Raw genomic sequence first — 17,409 nt, forward strand, 5'->3', positions numbered from 1 at the left:
TGTCTCGTAGCAATTGAGTCAGTGTGTCCGACGCCAGGCGGGTGGAACCTCAGAGCAGACCCATGCCCCGCAACACAGCCGATACACCGATCACAGTGAAGATGACGGCCAGGATCTGCTGCCGGTGAGCCAGCGCCCATCCGCGCAGCCGCCGCAATACGGCCTCAGTTCTCATCGGTGCCAACAGGTGGCTGACGAGAACGATTTCGACGACACCCAGAACTCCGATGATGTAAGCAATGCCGGTGCTGAGCTGGGTCCCGATCGCGGCTCCCGACGTCAGGATGGTGGCGAGTACGAGTAGGACGATCTCGGGCGCCGGTCCCATCGCCAGCCCGATCACAAAGGCCACCCAGAGCGATCCGTTCTCCCAGGCGTTGCGGGCGCGGGCGATCAGGCGCCGAACCGCGGACCCGAACCGCGACGGGACGTCCGCACCGTCGCCGCCTGCTCCCGCACTTCCAGCGGAAGAGCCCGGGTTGAGTGCCAGGATCAGCTTGCTCGTCCCCGGTATCTGCACGTTCGCGCCCTGACGCGCCCGGGACCGCGCCATCAGCAGTGCAGCGACGGTCAGCGCGAACACACCGAACCCGATCTGGAAGTGGCCGACGCTGGAATTGGTTGCCGGAGTGGATAAGTCAGCGGTGAACTCAGCCAGACCCGGCGTGAAGTGAAGGACGATCAACGGCGCAAGAATCGAAAAGACGCTCGCCACCAGACAACCCGACCAGAAGGCCACGAGGTTCTGCGCCGGCCGCTGCCGCGAGATGAGCAACAGGGTCACGCCGAGACGCACCGGGTTGAGCGCGCCCATGAGCGCCAGTCCCAGCACCGAGCTCCACACCGACGCCACGCTACCGTGTCGCCGTAGTCCATTGGCCTTTTCCGAAGTGCATGGCTAACCGAGATTCACCTCGCAGGAAACGGATGACGGACCGCTTCGCGAAATGCGCAATCCCCGCGCTGCGCTGTTTACACATACGACGCGAGGTTTGCGCACCTGCATTCAGCGAACTTTCCTCCGACCACTCCTTCGCCATCGGACCGTCTCCGCGCAACCCCTTGTAGTCACCGATCCTTCGGAATTGAACGCAAATTTTCGATGCAGTAACACTATTCGCCGAACACATAGCATATTCTTACCAAGCCGGGGCAGTCGACGCAGCACCGTCATGCGATGGCGGAATGCGTGCGATGATCTCTGCGACAAGCCTGTTGGGCCTTGTTTCGGTGAAACGTCTTGCCGTCGGCATCGATAGATCACCACCGATTTCGGCAATATTTTCGACAGATAGCAAATGACCACAAGTTCAGTCAGCGAAGTTGCACACGCCGAGCGGCCGGTGATTATCAGCGCGCGCCCGCAGTGAAATCCGTCTATCCGAAGGAGACCATTCATGACTGTGCCGAGCCAGCAACACCGCGTGTCTGCCCGCCCCGTGATTCTGTTCGTTTTGGGAATGGGAAGGTCTGGAACTTCGGCGCTCACCCGCGTCCTGTCACTGTGCGGTGCTGCTCTCCCGACGGGCATGATGGGCGCCGACACCGGCAACCCACGTGGCTATTGGGAGCCACGCGCAGCCTTGCTCCTCAACAGAGCGATCCTCGACCGCCACGGAAGCGCCTGGTGGGACCCGTCTTTCAAGCTACTCGAAAATGGAGAGTTCACCGCCGACGAGAAGTCCGCATACGTTGCTGAAATCGGTCAGTTCCTCGACAAGCTGCCCCCCGCGCCGCTTGTGGTGATCAAAGAGCTCACCATCGGTGTGCTCCACAGCATGTGGTTCGAGGCGGCACGCCAGGCCGGTTACGACATCGCGGCAGTGATATCGGTGCGCCACCCGGAAGAGGTTGTCGCGTCTCTGGGGGCTGCTGTCAAAGCCACGCCTGAGCTAACGAGTGCGTTGTGGCTGAAGGGCAATCTGCTGGCAGAGCGACATACGCGCGACGTGCCCCGTGCGTTCGTCGAATACTCCAATCTGCTCGACGACTGGCGACGCGAGATCAACCGGATCTCCGCTGCGCTCGGCGTCGACCTCACACCCGCCGACGAGGCCCCGATCGATGAGTTCCTGGCACAGGGTCTGCACCGCCAGCGGCACAGCGCTGAAGTGGTGGATCGCTTCGGCACCGACTGGGTGTCGGAGGTGTACGAAGCGATGCGGGCAGCGGCCGTGGACGGCGACCTCGACCTGGCGACGCTCGACAGGGTTTTCGAGGCATATCAGGCGACCGAACGCGATTTCCGCAAAGCGTTCGACTGTTCCCGTGGGTATCAGGACGGCGTGCTCAACAAGCTCGTCCGTCCCTCCATCGCCAAACCGATCCTCGAACTCCGCGCGATTGCTCACCGACGGAAGGGGACCTGGGTCTGAGACGGTTCTGATGACTGCCGTTTGACCTGTCAGCCTTCGCAATTCACTGTGCGGCCGCGCCGGGTGTGTGGCCACACGACGTCGGCCGGCCCAGACCGCGGGATGCGGCGCCATATCGCCGTATTCCGCGGATCTTGCCACGATATGGTGGACTTTGTGTTCGCCCGGTTCGACGAATGCTTTATCTGATAAGGGAATAGACATGCACGGCATCATTCTCGCCGGTGGCTCTGGCACCCGGCTACACCCGATCACGATGGGTGTCAGCAAGCAGCTGCTACCGGTGTACGACAAGCCGCTCATCTACTACCCGCTTTCCACTTTGATCATGGCGGGCATCCGCGACATCCTGGTGATCACCACCCCGGCCGACGCCCCCGCGTTCGAGCGACTCCTCGGTGACGGTTCCGCGTTCGGCGTCAATTTGCGCTACGCCGTGCAGAACGAGCCGGAGGGCCTTGCGCAGGCATTTGTGATCGGCGCAGACCATATCGGCAACAACACGGTCGCGCTTGCTCTGGGTGACAACATCTTCTATGGGCCCGGCTTGGGCACGAGCCTGAAGCGGTTTGAAAATGTCAGTGGTGGCGCGGTTTTCGCGTACTGGGTGGCCAATCCGTCCGCGTACGGCGTCGTCGAGTTCGGGGCCGACGGAACGGCGCTGTCGTTGGAGGAGAAACCGGCGACACCGAAGTCCCACTACGCGATTCCGGGGCTGTATTTCTACGACAACAATGTCATCGAGATCGCCCGGTCGCTGCGGAAATCCGCCCGCGGCGAGTACGAGATCACCGAGGTGAACCAGACCTACCTCAACCGCGGTCAGCTTTCCGTCGAGGTGCTGCCGCGCGGCACCGCCTGGCTCGATACCGGCACGTTCGATTCACTCTTGGATGCCAGCGATTTCGTGCGGACCATCGAGCTCCGCCAAGGTTTGAAAGTCAGTGTTCCCGAAGAGATCGCCTGGCGGGCCGGCTTTATCGACGACGATCAGCTCGCGGCACGGGCCAACGAACTGCTCAAATCGGGATACGGCAGTTACCTGCTCGAATTGTTGGATCGAAACTAGCCGACACTCACTGTAACCGGATACCGTGGTAACGCGCCGGAAACTCTGAGAGATAAACAGATACGGGTGTTACACCCGGCGCAAGAGTTTGCGGCTGATGAGTTGGTGTTGGCTCAGCCGATCGGCTGGCCCGGTTTCAGGTCTTGGCTGCATGGCTACAGTTGATGTTGTCAGTTACGAGGAGGGGACTGAACAATGAAGAAATTCTCGCTGAATACGCTCGCCGTCGCGGTGGGCGGTCTGGCGTTGTCGCTGTCGGCTGGTGCGGGTCTCGCATCCGCACAGCCTGATCTCGGCCCCATGGTCGATTCACCGTGTACGTATGAGCAGGCGATGGCGGCGGTACATGCGGAGAATCCGATGGCCGCGCAGTACCTTGACCAATCGCCGCCCAACCAGCAGTTCCTGCGGGTGTTCCTCAGCTCGCCGCGGGACCAGCGCGTCAACCTGCTGAATCAGATCAAGAACAATCAGGGAGCGGCGCAGGCTCTTCCGGTCTTCACGCAAATGTTGACCAGCTGTGTGAAGTACTGAGCGCGGTAGCCCGAGACGGGTGCGGTGCACGCTATGTGCGCCGCACCCGTCTCTGCGTTCTGGGCTCTCGCGCATGCAGTGCGCACGCCAAAACGACTGTCAAGCGTCAATACTCGGTCAGTCGCGGATCTTCGCGAACTGCACCGTAGGAGCTTCGTACGGGTTCAGCGGGCTGCCGAGCAGTGACCGTACTGCCGGACGCGGACCGTAGGGCCGCAGCAAGGCGCTGGCGGGACGCGGCCGCACTCGCTGCGGCCACCAGAACCACCGTCCCAGCAGCGCCGCGATCGATGGCGTCATGAACGAACGAACGATCAAGGTGTCGAACAACAGTCCCAAGCCGATGGTGGTACCGATCTGACCGATGACCTGGAGCTCGCTCACCACCATGGAGGCCATGGTGGCCGCGAACACCAGGCCGGCCGACGTGACCACCTTTCCGGTACCGCCCATGGCCCGGATGATGCCCGTGTTGATGCCCGCGCCGATCTCTTCCTTCATGCGGGACACCAGCAACAGGTTGTAGTCGGATCCGACCGCAAGCAGGATGATCACCGACATGGCCAGCACCATCCAGTGCAGGTTTATGCCAAGGATGTACTGCCACAGCAGCACGGACATGCCGAAGGACGCACCCAGCGACAGTGCGACCGTCCCCACGATCACCAGGGCAGCGATGAAACTGCGCGTGATGATGAGCATGATCGCGAATACGAGGCAGAGCGCCGCGATCCCGGCGATCAACAGATCGTATCCGGATCCGTCCTTCCAGTCCTTGGCCGTCGATGCTGCGCCGGCGAGATAGATCTTGCCGCCCACCAGCGGCGTGCCCTTGAGCGCTTCCTCTGCCGCAGTTCGTATTTGCTCGATTCGCTTGATGCCCTCCGGCGATGCCGGATCCCCGTTATGGGAGATGATGAATCGAACCGTCTTGCCGTCGGGCGACAGGAACGAGTTCATCGCCCGCTGAAAGTCCGGGTTCTCGAACACTTCTGGCGGCAGGAAGAACGTGTCGTCGTTCTTGGCGGCATCGAACGCCTGCCCCATGGCGTTGGCGTCTTTGCTCGATTCGTCCATCTGGGAGAACATCCCCGACATGGTGCTGTGCATGGTCAGCGTCATGTCGCGCATGGTTTGCATGACGGCGATCATCTGCGGGTACTGCATCAGCAGCTGCGGCAGGATCGAAGCCATATCGTCCATGTTGTCGACGAGGACTGCGAGCTTGTCATCAAGGGCGTCAACAGAATCCAGTGCATCGAACACCGATCGCAACGACCAACAGATCGGGATGTCGAAGCAGTGCGGCTCCCAATAGAAGTAGCTGCGGATCGGCCGCAGGAAATCATCGAAAAGGGCCAGATTGGCCCGCAGTTCATCGGTGAGTTCCTGTAGGTCATGCGTGTGCGCGACCATGCTCTGCATCGTCGCCGAAAGCTCTTTCATCACCTCGTAGGTGTGCTGCATGGCGTCGATCATCTTGGACATGTCGTCGGCCTGCTTGAGCATGTCATCGATGCGGGCCTTCTGGAATTCCGTGGCTTGCGACTGACCAGCGTTCTGCAGACTGAGCAGGAACGGGACCGACGTGTGTTCGATCGGGGTGCCCTCGGGTCGGGTGATGCCCTGCACCCGCGAGATACCGCGCACCTTGAAGATCGCCTTGGCAAGTTTGTTGAGCACCAGGAAGTCGGCGGGGTTCCGGAGATCGTGGTCGGTTTCCACCATGAGCACATCGGGCGTTACGCGCGACTGGGAGAAATGCCGTTCGGCCGCATCGAATCCCATCTTCGCCGGAATGCTGCCGGGGATGTACTGCCGATCGTTGTAACTGGTCTTGTAACCCGGCAGTGTCACGAGGCCGACCAGCGCTACCGCCATCGACGCGACCAAGATGGGGCCGGGCCAGCGGACCACTGCTGTACCGATCCCGCGCCAGCGATGGACCCGCAGCTTGCGCTTGGGCTCCAACAGCCCGATCCCGGTGGCCAGCGCGATACCTGCGGGCACCAGCGTGATCGCGGCGAGGACAGAGACGACCATGCCGATCGCGCAAGGGATTCCCATGGTGTGGAAATAGGGCAGTCGCGCGAAGTTCAGGCAGAACACCGCGCCCGAGATCGTCAGCCCGGAAGCCAGAACGACCGGGGTGACGCTGCGATACGTGGTGTAGTAGGCCTTCACCGGGCTCTCGCCGGCTTGGCGCGCTTCCTGATATCGGCCGAAATAGAAGATCCCGTAATCGGTTCCGGCCGCGATGCTGAGGAAGACCAGCATATTGACCGCATAGGTCGACAACACGAAGACGTCGTTGTGCCCGAGAAATGCGACGATGCCGCGCGCCGCGGCCAATTCGAGGCCGACCATGGTCAACAGCAGGATCACCGTTATCGCCGAGCGGTACACCAGCAGCAGCATCGTGAAGATGATCACGACGGTGACTGCGGTGATTTTCAGAATGGAATTGTTACCGCTGTGCTGGATGTCGGAGGCGAGCGGCGCCGCTCCGGTGACATAGGTCTTGACCCCGTCGGGGGCCGGTATCCGAGCGACGATGTCGCGGACCGCGGCAACCGATGCGTCTCCCTCGGCAGTGCCTTGATTGCCGACGAGATTCAGCTGGACATACGTCGCCTTGCCGTCGGGGCTCTGCACGCTCGACGACGTGAGCCGGTCTCCCCACAGATCCTGGACATGCTCGACATGATGAGGATCGGCACGCAGATCGCGGATCAGCTGGTCGTAATACTTGTGCGAATCCTCACCGAGCGGCTGCTGCCCTTCCAGGACGATCATTGCCGCGCTGTCGGAATTGGACTCTTTGAAGTCCTGGCCCATGCGCAGGATGGCCTTCACCGACGGCGCATCCCGTGGCATCAACGCAACAGACCGCTCTTCGGCGACGTGCTCCAAAGCCGGGATCGCCGATTTCCACTTCCAGTCGACGGACGCCAACGTGCTGAACAGGATCAGCGCCAGCCACGCCAGGATGACCAGTGGCGAAAGCTTACGTATCGCGCGCGCAATGAAGGGCGGCGAGTGCTCGGTACTCATCGGTGCTCGCTAATCCCTCATCAGCAGGGAACGCACCAGCGGGCGCGGACCTACGGGCCGAAGCATCGAACTGGCTGGGCGGGGGCGCACCATCTGCGGCCACCAGAACCACCGGCCCAACAGCGCGGCTATGGACGGTGTCATGAAGGCACGCACGATCAACGTGTCGAACAACAGGCCGAGACCGATTGTCGTACCCACCTGTCCGATGGTCAGCAGATCGCTGACGATCATCGACGCCATCGTGGCTGCGAACACCAGGCCGGCGGCCGTCACAACCTTGCCGGTACCGCCCATGGCCCGGATGATGCCGGTGTTGATGCCTGCGCTCAGTTCCTCTTTCATACGCGACACCAACAGCAGGTTGTAGTCGGAACCGACCGCCAACAGCACGATCACCGACATCGCCAGCACCACCCAGTTGATCTGGAGGCCCAGAATGTGTTGCCAGACAAGCACGGACAGGCCGAACGACGCGCCCAGCGACATCGCGACGGTACCGACGATGACCAACGCGGCGACCAGACTCCGCGTCATGATCAGCATGATGACGAAGATCAGGCACAGCGCCGCGACACCGGCGATCAGAAGATCGTATTTGGAGCCGTCGACGAGGTCCTTCACGCCCGCAGCCGTACCCGCCAGCGATAGGTTGGCGTTCTCCAGCGGCGTGCCCTTGAGCGCTTCCTCGGCCGCGATCTGGATCGGTTCGACGCGCGAAATGCCCTCGGGCGTCGCGGGATCGCCCCGCTGAGTGATGAGCATGCGCGCAGCCTTCCCGTCGGGTGACAGGAAGATCTTCATGATGCGCTGGAAGTCCTGGTTGTTCAGCACATCTGGCGGCAGGTAGAAGGAGTCGTCGTTCTTCGACGCGTCGAACGCCTTGCCCATCGCCGTCGCGTTCTCGGTCGAGTCATCCATCTGAGAGAAGATGCCGGACATGGTGCTGTGCATCGTCAGCATCATCTGACGGGTGCTCTGCATCGACTCGATCATCGGCGGGAACTGGTCGAGCATCTGCGGCATGAGAGTGTCCAAGTGGTCGAGATCCTTGACCATGATCTGCATCTTGTCGGTCACACGGTCGACGCCGTCGAGTGCGTCGAAGATCGACCGGATCGACCAGCACAGTGGGATGTCGTAGCAATGCGGTTCCCAGTACAGGTAGTTGCGGATCGGCCGCCAGAAGTCATCGAAATCCGCGACATGGTCCCGCAGTGTCGCCATGTCCTCCTGAAGACCGTGGGTGGTGTCGACCATCCGATGGGTCGTCGCCACCATCTCCTGCATCAAGCCGTACATGCGCTGCATGAGCGCGATCGTCTTCGACATCTCGTCGGCCTGAGTGAGCATGTCATCCATCCGCTCCTTCTGGAACGGCAGGCTCAGACGTTGACTGGCGTTCGACATGCTGAGCATGAACGGGATCGACGAGTGCTCGAGCTGAGTTCCCTCGGGCCGCGTGATCGACTGCACGTTGGCGATACCGGGAACCGCGAACACCGCTTTGGCCAGCTTGTTGAGCACCAGGAGATCCGCCGGCGTGCGCATATCGTGGTCCGCCTCGATCAGCAGGAGGTCCGGCGTCGTCATCTTCGATTGCGGGAAATGGCGCTCGGCGGCCGTAAATCCCTGATTGGCAGGAATGTCCTGCGGAATGAACTTCTGGTCGCTGTAACTCGGGTTGTACCCGGGCAACGTCAGCAGACCGATCGCCGCCACGGCGATGGTCGCGGCCAGGATGGGCGCGGGCCAGCGCACGATCGCGGTGCCGATCCGCCGCCACCGGCGGGTCGTGACAAGGCGTTTGGGGTCGAAGAAGCCGAATCTGCTGCCGGCGGCGATCGCTGCGGGCACCAACGTGAGGGCCACTGCGACGGCCACCAAGATGCCCACGGCGCCGGGGATGCCCAGCGGTTTGAAGTAGGGCAGGCGGGTAAAGCTCAGGCAGGCAATGGCTCCCGCGATCGTCACGCCGGAGGCCAGGACGACCTTCGCAACGCCGTGGTAGGCGGTGTAGTACGCGGATTCCCGATCCTCGCCGGCCTGCCTCGCCTCTTGATATCGCCCGGTGAAGAAGATCCCGTAGTCGGTTCCGGCGGCGATGCCGACGGACACCAGCAGATTGACGACGTACGTCGTGAGCCCGACTATGCCGTGCAATCCGAGGAAGGCCACCAATCCGCGGGCCACCTGCAGCTCGATGGCCACGGTCAGCAGCAGGATGATGACGGTGATGAAGGAGCGGTAGAGCAACAGCAGCATCAGGAAGATGACCCCGATGCTGACCACCGTGATCAGGATGACGGTCCGGTTTCCGCTCTGGCCCATGTCCGCGACGATCGCGGCGGGACCGGTCACATATGTGTGGAGCCCCGGTGGCTGCGGGGTGTTCTTCACGACGTCCTGAACGGCCTTCACCGACTCGTTCGCCGCGGCCTGCCCGAAGCTTCCGTGGAGGTTCAGCTGGACGTATGCGGCCTTGCCGTCGGCGCTTTGGGCGGCACCGGCGGTGAGCGGATCCCCCCAGAAATCCTGGACGTGCTGGATGTGCGTCGGATCGGCCTTCAGCTGCCGAATAACGCTGTCGTAGTACTTGTGTGCCTCGTCTCCGAGAGGTTCGTCGCCCTCCAGGACGATCACCGCGACACTCTCCGAATTGGATTCCTGGAACACCTCGCCCATGCGCTTCATCGCCATGACCGACGGCGCATCCGGCGGGCTCAGCGACACCGAGTGTTTGGCCTCGACGACTTCGAGCGGAGGAATGGCGACGGTCACCAGAACCGTGATGGCCACCCATCCGAGAATGATGAGCACCGAAAACTTCCGGATGAAAGTCGCAATCCGTGAGCGAGCAGCTTGGTCCGCGACTACTTGTGCGTGGCTCATGCTGCCTTCAGGAGGCAGGAAGTAAACGCGTTCACTTCGTTGGACACCTTCTCGGCCTTGACCTCATCGTCCACGGTGATGCGGCAGCCGATGTTGTCGCTATCGCCCTGGGCCATGATGCTTCCGATCGCTGTGGCCTTGGTGATGTCGAATTGCAGCGTCCACGGCAGGCTGACGTTCTTGATGAACTGCGGATCGGTATTGATGTCGAAGTAGCTGATGGAAGCCACGGTGCCCGGGGATCCGAAGACTTCATAGGTCAGTCGCTTGGGGTTGAAAGGCTTGGTGTCGGCCAATTGGGTATCGGCATAAGATGGCCGCTTTTCATTGCCGAATATGCTGTGCAGACGGGACACGGTAAAGCCTCCGGCACTAATCACCGCGAGCACGAGTAGCGGAATCCATAACCGCCGCAGAAGCCCAAAAATCGTAGCCCTCCTCGCCTATCCCCGCACCCGGGCACCATGCTGCGGCATGTGCAGCTTGATCGCAATCCCGGGACACCACCGGGGCGCAACGTAGTCGTTGAAGACTAGACCATGCCGGATACAGGCATATAGGTCCGTTCCCCACGCGATATCTGATCGGAACGCACACTACATGCGTGCGTCACTCCTGCTTTTCTACACATAGTCTTGAATACTTCTTCGCCGGTTGCAAAACGCGCATCGCATGCGATAAATAGCAAATTGACCATTTAATACCGATATGCGCGAAATCCAGCCAGAATCCCGGATGTCGCCCATGCTGGCGAACAACCGGCCCGGGGGCTCGAACGTCGGCTCCGACGCCGCCGGCGGACGCTGCCAACCAGGCGATCGGATCACGCCAGGATCACGACAAGTCAGCAAGATCGTGGGAAATCCACACCGTCCTGCTGGGATCCTGCCCGTCGCACAGCTGTCCGCAACCGGCCGCGACGGGGCGGTGGGGACGGCCGGATCGCAACCCCTCGGCCAACTCCGGCGCCGGCGCAGGGTCCGCACAAGCATGCCCTACGTCGGACCGCGCCACCGAACCCGCCCGGTCCTGCGGATTTTCGCTTCGACCCGGCCGTCCGACGCCGGGTGATGTGCCGAAACCCCAGGTCTGCGGCGTGAGTCGCGGGCTGTGAAGTTCCTTCGCAGACCGGCCGGAGCCGAGCGGCTGGGGTAGCGTGCTGCGGGCACGAGAGTGCACGACGCGAATTGACGGAAGCGCAAAGGAATGACCCGATGAGCTCGACCCTATTCGGCAATCTCGCAATAATCGCCCTGGTGGCATTGTTGGCGTTCGCCACTTGCATGTTTGTCTACACGATACGTTTGCGAAATCGGCCGTCATCGCCCTTGGCCGAGGAAGTCGGCGGCACGAAAGCAGTTTTGCGCAAGCTACGGAAACGTGAGGCGATGTCAGAACAGGAGATCGATTTCGCGGCCCAAGCCATTGCCAATCGGAGTTCGCCGATGGCCTATTCCATCCCGGCCACAATATTCGCCCTGGGTTGTTTCTATGTACTCGGCAGCCTCGAGCAGCTGCACGGGGCGACACCCTCTGAACGAACATTCCTCGGTGTCATCCCCATGATTTCTTCCATCAACATAACTGCCCAGATATTGCGGGTCGCAAAATTGAGGAAACGCCTCCCGAAAGCCGGCTGACGCTGCGCTGCGGGCACCCGGCGCAGTCGTCGTGGCGGACATCCAGGGGCCGGTCGGCACATGCACCGCTGCAGGACGGGACTAGTTGGGCCGCGGCGCAGCGTTGGACACCGGTATCGAGCGTGTCTAATATCAACCCGATTGATATATGGCGGGTCGGCAGGCGCGAGGCCGAGGTCGGGTGTCGAAAGGTGGTCGGGTGAGCTCTCGTTCAGCAGGAAGGAGCGTCCTGGCGCGCGCCTGGATGCCCCTGGTCGCGGTGATCGCGCTGAGCGTGGGCGCGCTGTGCATGTGGAAGGTCCACCAGATGTCCGAACCCGGGCCGGTCCTGGCGGTGAACGAACCGCAAGCCCCTCCGGAGTTCACGCCGAAAAAACTCACGTATGAACTGTTCGGATCTGCCGGAAGCGGTGCCATGGTGTCCTATGTCGACATCGACGGACACCCGCACCAGGCCGATCTCACAGAGCTGCCGTGGTCGCACGACGAGACGACCACGCTCACCGTGGTATCCGGCAGCATCTCGGCGCAAGTGCACGGCGGCCAGGTGGGCTGCCGGATACTGGTGAATGACGTTGTGCGCGATGAACAGTCGGATGACCACCAGGACGCCGACGTCACCTGCCGGGTGAAATCCGCGTGAGTGAGCATCGTGCGGGCCGGCCGGTGGTTGCGAGAACGGTTCGCGTCCTTGCGGTTCCGATCATCGTCTTCTGGGCCCTCCTGGCAGTGACGACCAATACCTTTGTGCCGCAGGTCGAACGCGTGGCCGAGGAACTCGCCGGGCCGTTGGTCCCGCACTACGCGCCGTCACAGGTAGCCATGCTCCGCATCGGCGAGAAGTTTCAGGAGTCGACCTCCACCAGCATGACGATGCTCGTGCTGGAAGCCGACCACCCGCTTGCCGAACCCGAGCATCAGTACTACGACGACCTGGTGCGTCGGCTGAAAGCCGACACCGCGCATGTGCAGTACGTGATGGACACCTGGGGCAAGCCGATCACCGCGGCGGGAGCCCAGAGCCTCGACGGCAAGTCCGCCTACGTGCTGCTGCGACTGGCCGGCGACATCGGTCAGATCCAGGCCAATGACTCGGTGCAGGCGGTACGCAACATGATCGCCCACGACACACCGCCACCGGGGCTCACGGTCTATGTCAGCGGCGCGGCACCGCTGGCCGCGGACACGGTGAACATCGCGAATTCGAGCCTGAACAACATTACGATCGTCACGATCTTCCTGATCATCTTCATGCTCCTGCTGGTGTACCGCTCCATCACCACGATGCTGGTGCCGTTGTTCGGGGTGTTGGTGCTGATGCTCGCGGCCAAAGGCGTGATCGCCACCCTCGGGCATTTCGGCTACATCGAGCTGTCCTCGTTTGCCGTCAACATGGTCGTCTCGCTGACCTTGGGCGCCGGAACGGATTACGGCATCTTCCTGACCGGCCGCTACCACGAGGCCCGACTGGCGGGCGAAAGCCGGGAGGACGCCTACTACACCGCGTACCGCGGCGTCTCACACGTCATCATCGGCTCCGGACTCACCATCGCGGGAGCCGCATTCTGCCTGAGCTTCGCCCGGCTCAACTACTTTCACACCATGGGGCCCGCCGTGGCCATCAGCATGGTGTTGACGGTCGCGGGCGCGCTGACCATCGGACCGGCCCTGCTGAGCGTGGGCAGCCTCTTCGGTCTGTTCGATCCGAAGCGTAAGGCCGGGGCCCAGCTGTACCGGCGGATCGGCACCGGCGTGGTGCGCTGGCCCAAGCCGATCCTGGTCGCCAGTGTCACGCTCGTCGCGCTCGGAGCGGTGTTCGTGCCCACCTACCGGTGAGTTTCGACGATCGGACATATCAGCCGGCCGACGCGCCAGCCAACCAGGGATTCCAGGCGGCGGACCGCCACTTCCCCAAGAGCAAGCTGTTTTCCGAGATGCTGATGATCGAGTCGGATCACGACATGCGCAATTCGGCCGACTTCATCTCTCTGGACCGCGCGGCCAAAGCACTCATCCGGCTGCCCGGGGTAGCCATGGTGCAGAGCATCACCCGGCCCATGGGGCGCGCGCTCGAGCACGCCAGCCTGCCGTATCTGTTCACCACGCAAGGTAGCGGCAACGGCCAGCAGTTGCCCTTCACGCGGCAGATGAACAGCAATACCGATCAGCAAGCCCAGATCATGGCGCACACCATCACGGTGCTGCGCCAGACGATCGACCTGACCCAGAAACTCGCCGACGAACTGCACGACACCGTGGTCACCATGGAGGACATGGAGCAGGTCACCGAGCAGATGCGGGACCAGGTCGCCAACCTCGATGACTTCATGAGGCCGCTGCGCAACTATTTCTATTGGGAGCCGCACTGTTTCGACATTCCGGCATGCTGGGCGTTCCGGTCGCTGTTCGACATGCTCGACAGCGTCGACAGCCTGGCCGGTGACATCAAGGATGCGGTGGGCTCCTTGGAGGTGGTCGACAAGCTGTTGCCGCAGATGGTGTCGCAGCTCAAGATCATGGCCGACGACATGCAGGGACTGCAGGCGCTGATCGTCAATACCTATGGCCCGTCGAATATTCAGGCCGACAACACCGACCAGACCTTCGACGACATGATCAACGTCGGCAACGACTTCGACACCTCGCGCAGCGATGACTTCTTCTACATTCCGCGGGAGGCGTTCGCCAACGAGGACATCAAAACCGGTATGGCACTGATGATGTCACCCGACGGCAAGGCTGCCCGGTTCATCGTCACCCATGAGGGCAATGCCATGGGGCCCGAAGGCATCGAGCACGTCGAGCAGTTTCCCGATGCGATCAAGATCGCGCTGAAAGAGACCTCGTTGGCGGGCTCGAAGATCTACATCGGCGGATCTGGCTCCAACAACCGGGACATCCAGGCGTACGCCAAGTCCGATCTCCTCATCGCCGCCATCGCCGCGTTCGTGCTGATCTTTCTGATCATGATGGTGATCACGCGTTCTCTGGTGGCCGCCTTGGTGATTCCCGGTACGGTTGCGTTCTCCTACGCCGGGGCGTTCGGGCTGTCCGTGCTGATCTGGCAGCACCTGATCGGCCTGCATCTGCACTGGCTGATCCTGCCGCTGACGTTCATCATTCTCGTGGCGGTCGGATCCGACTACAACCTGCTGCTGATCGCTCGGCTCAAAGAGGAGGTCCACGCCGGATTGAACACCGGGCTGATCCGCGCGCTGGGCAGTACCGGCGGTGTGGTGACCTCCGCCGGTTTAGTGTTCGCCTTCACGATGCTGGCGATGCTCTCCAGCGATCTGCGCACCATCGGCCAGGTCGGGTCGACGGTGTGCATCGGACTGTTGCTCGACACCCTGATCGTGCGGTCGTTCATCGTGCCGTGCATCGTCCGGTTGCTCGGGCCATGGTTCTGGTGGCCGACGCTGGTCAGGTCGCGTCCGCTGCGGTCCGCCACGCCGCGCTACGCAACAACCGAAGTCCGTTCAACCCCACGATGATGGTGGATCCCTCGTGTCCGGCCACTCCCAGCGGCAACGGCAAGGTCGCTGCGAGATCCCAGACCACCAGGGCAGCAATGAAAGTCGCGGCAATGACCAGGTTCGCGACGACCACGCGGCGGGCACGACGAGACAGCGCGACCACGGTCGCGACCGCGCTCAGGTCGTCACCGATGACCACGGCATCGGCGGTCTGCAACGTCAGATCCGAGCCGGCCCCGCCCATGGCGAGACCCGCGTGAGCCGCGGCCAGCGCGGGTGCGTCGTTGATGCCGTCGCCGACCATCGCCAATCGCGTTCCGTCGGCTTGTAGTTCCGCGACCGCGGAGACCTTGTCGTGCGGAAGCAGACCCGCACGGACATCCGTGATGCCCACCCGGTCGGCCAACATCGCGGCCGCAGTCTCGTTGTCACCGGTCAAGAGCACCGGCGTGCGCCCGGTCAGCCGGGCGGCGGCAGCCACTGCGCCGGGCGCCTCGGGCCGCAGCTGATCAGTCAGGGCCAGCACCGCGACCGGGCGGTTCGCGACACTCACGATGACCGCTGTGCGGCCCCGCTGTTGCACTAGCGCAACGACTTCCGCCTCCGCGTGGTCGAGGACGCCCAGCAACGCCGTTGGCGATGCGACGGTGACGCACTCGCCGTTGACGGTCGCGCTGACGCCGAGCCCCGGTTTCGCGATGAAGTCAGTGGCGTCGGGCCATCGCAGGCCGCGGGCCTTCGCGGCGTGCACGATGGCCGCACCGAGCGGATGCTCGCTGGGGTGCTCGGCCGCGGCCGCCAGCGCCAGCGCATCGCCATCGGTGATATCTGGTACAACGACGTGGATTTCGGCGAGTTCGGGGATGCCGCGGGTCAGGGTTCCGGTCTTGTCGAACGCCACCCTGGTGGTGGTACCGAGTTGTTCCATGACGACCGCAGACTTGACCAGCACGCCGTGCCTGCCTGCGTTGGCGATGGCGGCGAGCAGAGGAGGCATGGTCGCCAGCACCACGGCGCACGGGGATGCCACGATCATGAACGTCATCGCGCGCAGCAGCGATGCTTGCAAGGTGTCGCCCAACAGCAGCGGGAGGGCGAACACGGCGATGGTGACGGCGACCATGCCGATCGAGTAGCGCTGCTCGATCTTCTCGATGAACAACTGCGTGCGGGCCTTGGTCTGGCTGGCCTCGTGCACCAGCGAGGCGATCCGGGCCACCACCGAGTCCTCGGCTCGGCGGTCCACCCGGATGCGCAATGCCCCAGTGCCGTTGAGCGTGCCTGCGAAGACCTCGTCTCCCGGGGTTTTGTCCACCGGCAGCGGTTCACCGGTGATGGTTGCCTGGTCGATATCACTGGCACCGGCGATCACGGTGGCGTCAGCGCCGACGCGCTCACCGGGCCGCACCAGCACCACGTCGCCCACCTCAAGGTCGGCCGCCCTGACGGACTCCTCGCGCCCGTCGTCGGATACCCGGGTGGCGCTGTCCGGGGCCAGGTCGAGTAGGCCGCGCACCGCGTCCTCGGTACGCGCGGTGGCGAGTGCCTCCAGCGCGCCAGAGGTCGCAAAGATCACGATCAACAGTGCCCCGTCGGTGATCTGGCCGATGGCGGCCGCTCCGATCGCTGCGGCGACCATCAACAGATCCACATCCAAGGTCTTCTCGCGCAACGCCTGCAGTCCGGCCAGCGCCGGTTCCCAACCGCCGGTCAGGTAGCAGGCCAAGTACAACGTCCACCAGAACCACGCCGGTCCGCCCATGAGTTGGACCGCGAGGCCCGCCAGGAACAGCGCTAATGATGCTGCAGCCCAACGTGTTTCGGGAAGCTCGAAGACTCTGCGTCGCCCAGGAAGTGCTGACGAAGCGACCGTGACGCGCTGGGTGGCCTCCGTGAGCGCGGGCATGCCGCCACCTCCAAAGACAGATGAACAGGTACGGTCCGGACAATATCAGAACACATGAACATGTCTTCATTCGTTGCGATTAGTACACTACAACGATGGGGCACGGTGTCGAAGGTCGCGATCGCCCTGCCGGGCGGCTCGACGCGGACGCTGCCGCGCAGGTGGCCACCACACTGCAAGCGCTCGCCACACCGAGTCGACTGATGATCCTGACCGAGCTGCGCCAGGGCTCATGCTCGGTGTCGGAGCTGGCCGACGCCATCGGCTTGGAACAGTCCCTGGTTTCGCATCAACTCCGGCTGCTACGCAATCTGGGGTTGGTCACCGGAACCCGCTCCGGCCGCAGCATCGTCTACAGCCTCTACGACAACCACGTCGCCCAACTGCTCGACGAAGCCGTCTACCACAGCGAACACCTGCGACTCGGCCTCACCGACCGCACCAACGACGTCGGCTGAGCGCC

At 62.8% G+C, this 17,409-nt stretch carries 11 protein-coding genes and 1 pseudogene; 7 read left to right on the forward strand and 5 right to left on the reverse strand.

Annotated features, from left to right (window positions below):
* Nucleotides 1–49: 49 nt before the first annotated feature.
* Nucleotides 50–844, reverse strand: coding sequence for a GAP family protein (locus A5784_RS30690; RefSeq protein WP_064948741.1), 795 nt, complete (start codon nucleotides 842–844; stop codon nucleotides 50–52).
* A gap of 616 nt (nucleotides 845–1,460) precedes the next feature.
* Here A5784_RS30690 and A5784_RS30695 point away from each other — a divergent pair.
* The 3 genes from A5784_RS30695 (at nucleotide 1,461) to A5784_RS30705 (ending at nucleotide 3,978) form a co-directional block, all read left to right on the forward strand.
* A complete protein-coding gene (locus A5784_RS30695) occupies nucleotides 1,461–2,375 on the forward strand; it encodes a sulfotransferase family protein (protein WP_064948634.1) in 915 nt (304 codons plus the stop codon).
* Nucleotides 2,376–2,577: 202 nt separating this feature from the next.
* Nucleotides 2,578–3,444, forward strand: coding sequence for a glucose-1-phosphate thymidylyltransferase RfbA (gene rfbA, locus A5784_RS30700; RefSeq protein ID WP_064948635.1), 867 nt, complete (start codon nucleotides 2,578–2,580; stop codon nucleotides 3,442–3,444).
* Between the two features lie 195 nt (nucleotides 3,445–3,639).
* Nucleotides 3,640–3,978 (forward strand): hemophore-related protein, encoded by a 339-nt coding sequence (locus A5784_RS30705; RefSeq protein WP_064948636.1) that lies wholly within the window; start codon nucleotides 3,640–3,642, stop codon nucleotides 3,976–3,978.
* 117 nt (nucleotides 3,979–4,095) lie between these two features.
* On the opposite strand, the gene A5784_RS30710 is transcribed toward A5784_RS30705, so the two are convergent.
* From A5784_RS30710 to A5784_RS30720, 3 genes are read right to left on the reverse strand one after another with little or no spacing between them, the layout of a single operon-like run.
* A complete protein-coding gene (locus A5784_RS30710) occupies nucleotides 4,096–7,032 on the reverse strand; it encodes an MMPL/RND family transporter (protein WP_064948637.1) in 2,937 nt (978 codons plus the stop codon).
* A gap of 9 nt (nucleotides 7,033–7,041) precedes the next feature.
* Nucleotides 7,042–9,924, reverse strand: a complete 2,883-nt coding sequence (locus tag A5784_RS30715; protein ID WP_064948638.1) for an MMPL/RND family transporter — start codon at nucleotides 9,922–9,924, stop codon at nucleotides 7,042–7,044.
* Nucleotides 9,921–10,340, reverse strand: coding sequence for an MmpS family transport accessory protein (locus A5784_RS30720; RefSeq protein ID WP_064948639.1), 420 nt, complete (start codon nucleotides 10,338–10,340; stop codon nucleotides 9,921–9,923). Before A5784_RS30720 ends, A5784_RS30715 begins: the two co-directional genes overlap by 4 nt.
* A gap of 798 nt (nucleotides 10,341–11,138) precedes the next feature.
* Here A5784_RS30720 and A5784_RS30730 point away from each other — a divergent pair.
* The 3 genes and pseudogenes from A5784_RS30730 to A5784_RS30740 all read left to right on the forward strand — a co-directional run bounded on the left by A5784_RS30730 (nucleotide 11,139) and on the right by A5784_RS30740 (nucleotide 15,058).
* Nucleotides 11,139–11,564: a hypothetical protein gene (locus A5784_RS30730; RefSeq protein WP_064948641.1), complete on the forward strand. Its 426-nt coding sequence runs from the start codon at nucleotides 11,139–11,141 to the stop codon at nucleotides 11,562–11,564.
* A 199-nt stretch (nucleotides 11,565–11,763) separates the two neighbouring features.
* On the forward strand, nucleotides 11,764–12,207 hold the full coding sequence (locus A5784_RS30735) for an MmpS family transport accessory protein (protein ID WP_156750873.1): 444 nt from the start codon (nucleotides 11,764–11,766) through the stop codon (nucleotides 12,205–12,207).
* Nucleotides 12,186–15,058, forward strand: a pseudogene (locus tag A5784_RS30740) (MMPL/RND family transporter). The gene A5784_RS30735 and the pseudogene A5784_RS30740 overlap by 22 nt, the downstream one beginning before the upstream one ends.
* Here the strand turns inward: A5784_RS30740 and A5784_RS30745 are convergent.
* Nucleotides 14,988–16,946 carry a heavy metal translocating P-type ATPase gene (locus tag A5784_RS30745; protein ID WP_064948643.1) on the reverse strand — a complete coding sequence of 653 codons (1,959 nt, stop codon included), beginning with the start codon at nucleotides 16,944–16,946 and terminating at the stop codon, nucleotides 14,988–14,990. The pseudogene A5784_RS30740 and the gene A5784_RS30745 overlap by 71 nt on opposite strands.
* 95 nt (nucleotides 16,947–17,041) lie before the next feature.
* On the opposite strand from A5784_RS30745, the gene A5784_RS30750 reads away from it, so the two are divergent.
* Nucleotides 17,042–17,404, forward strand: coding sequence for an ArsR/SmtB family transcription factor (locus A5784_RS30750; protein ID WP_064948644.1), 363 nt, complete (start codon nucleotides 17,042–17,044; stop codon nucleotides 17,402–17,404).
* The last annotated feature ends 5 nt before the right edge of the window (nucleotides 17,405–17,409 follow it).

Source organism: Mycobacterium sp. 852013-50091_SCH5140682 (genome assembly GCF_001665685.1).
Lineage (GTDB): Bacteria > Actinomycetota > Actinomycetes > Mycobacteriales > Mycobacteriaceae > Mycobacterium.

Coding starts and splice junctions, on each gene's coding strand:
- A5784_RS30730 (WP_064948641.1), top strand. CDS start 11,139: ATGAGCTCGACCCTATTCGGCAATCTCGCAATAATCGCCCTGGTGGCA.
- A5784_RS30695 (WP_064948634.1), top strand. CDS start 1,461: ATGGGAAGGTCTGGAACTTCGGCGCTCACCCGCGTCCTGTCACTGTGC.
- A5784_RS30715 (WP_064948638.1), bottom strand. CDS start 9,924: ATGAGCCACGCACAAGTAGTCGCGGACCAAGCTGCTCGCTCACGGATT.
- A5784_RS30745 (WP_064948643.1), bottom strand. CDS start 16,946: ATGCCCGCGCTCACGGAGGCCACCCAGCGCGTCACGGTCGCTTCGTCA.
- A5784_RS30705 (WP_064948636.1), top strand. CDS start 3,640: ATGAAGAAATTCTCGCTGAATACGCTCGCCGTCGCGGTGGGCGGTCTG.
- A5784_RS30750 (WP_064948644.1), top strand. CDS start 17,042: ATGGGGCACGGTGTCGAAGGTCGCGATCGCCCTGCCGGGCGGCTCGAC.
- rfbA (WP_064948635.1), top strand. CDS start 2,578: ATGCACGGCATCATTCTCGCCGGTGGCTCTGGCACCCGGCTACACCCG.
- A5784_RS30710 (WP_064948637.1), bottom strand. CDS start 7,032: ATGAGTACCGAGCACTCGCCGCCCTTCATTGCGCGCGCGATACGTAAG.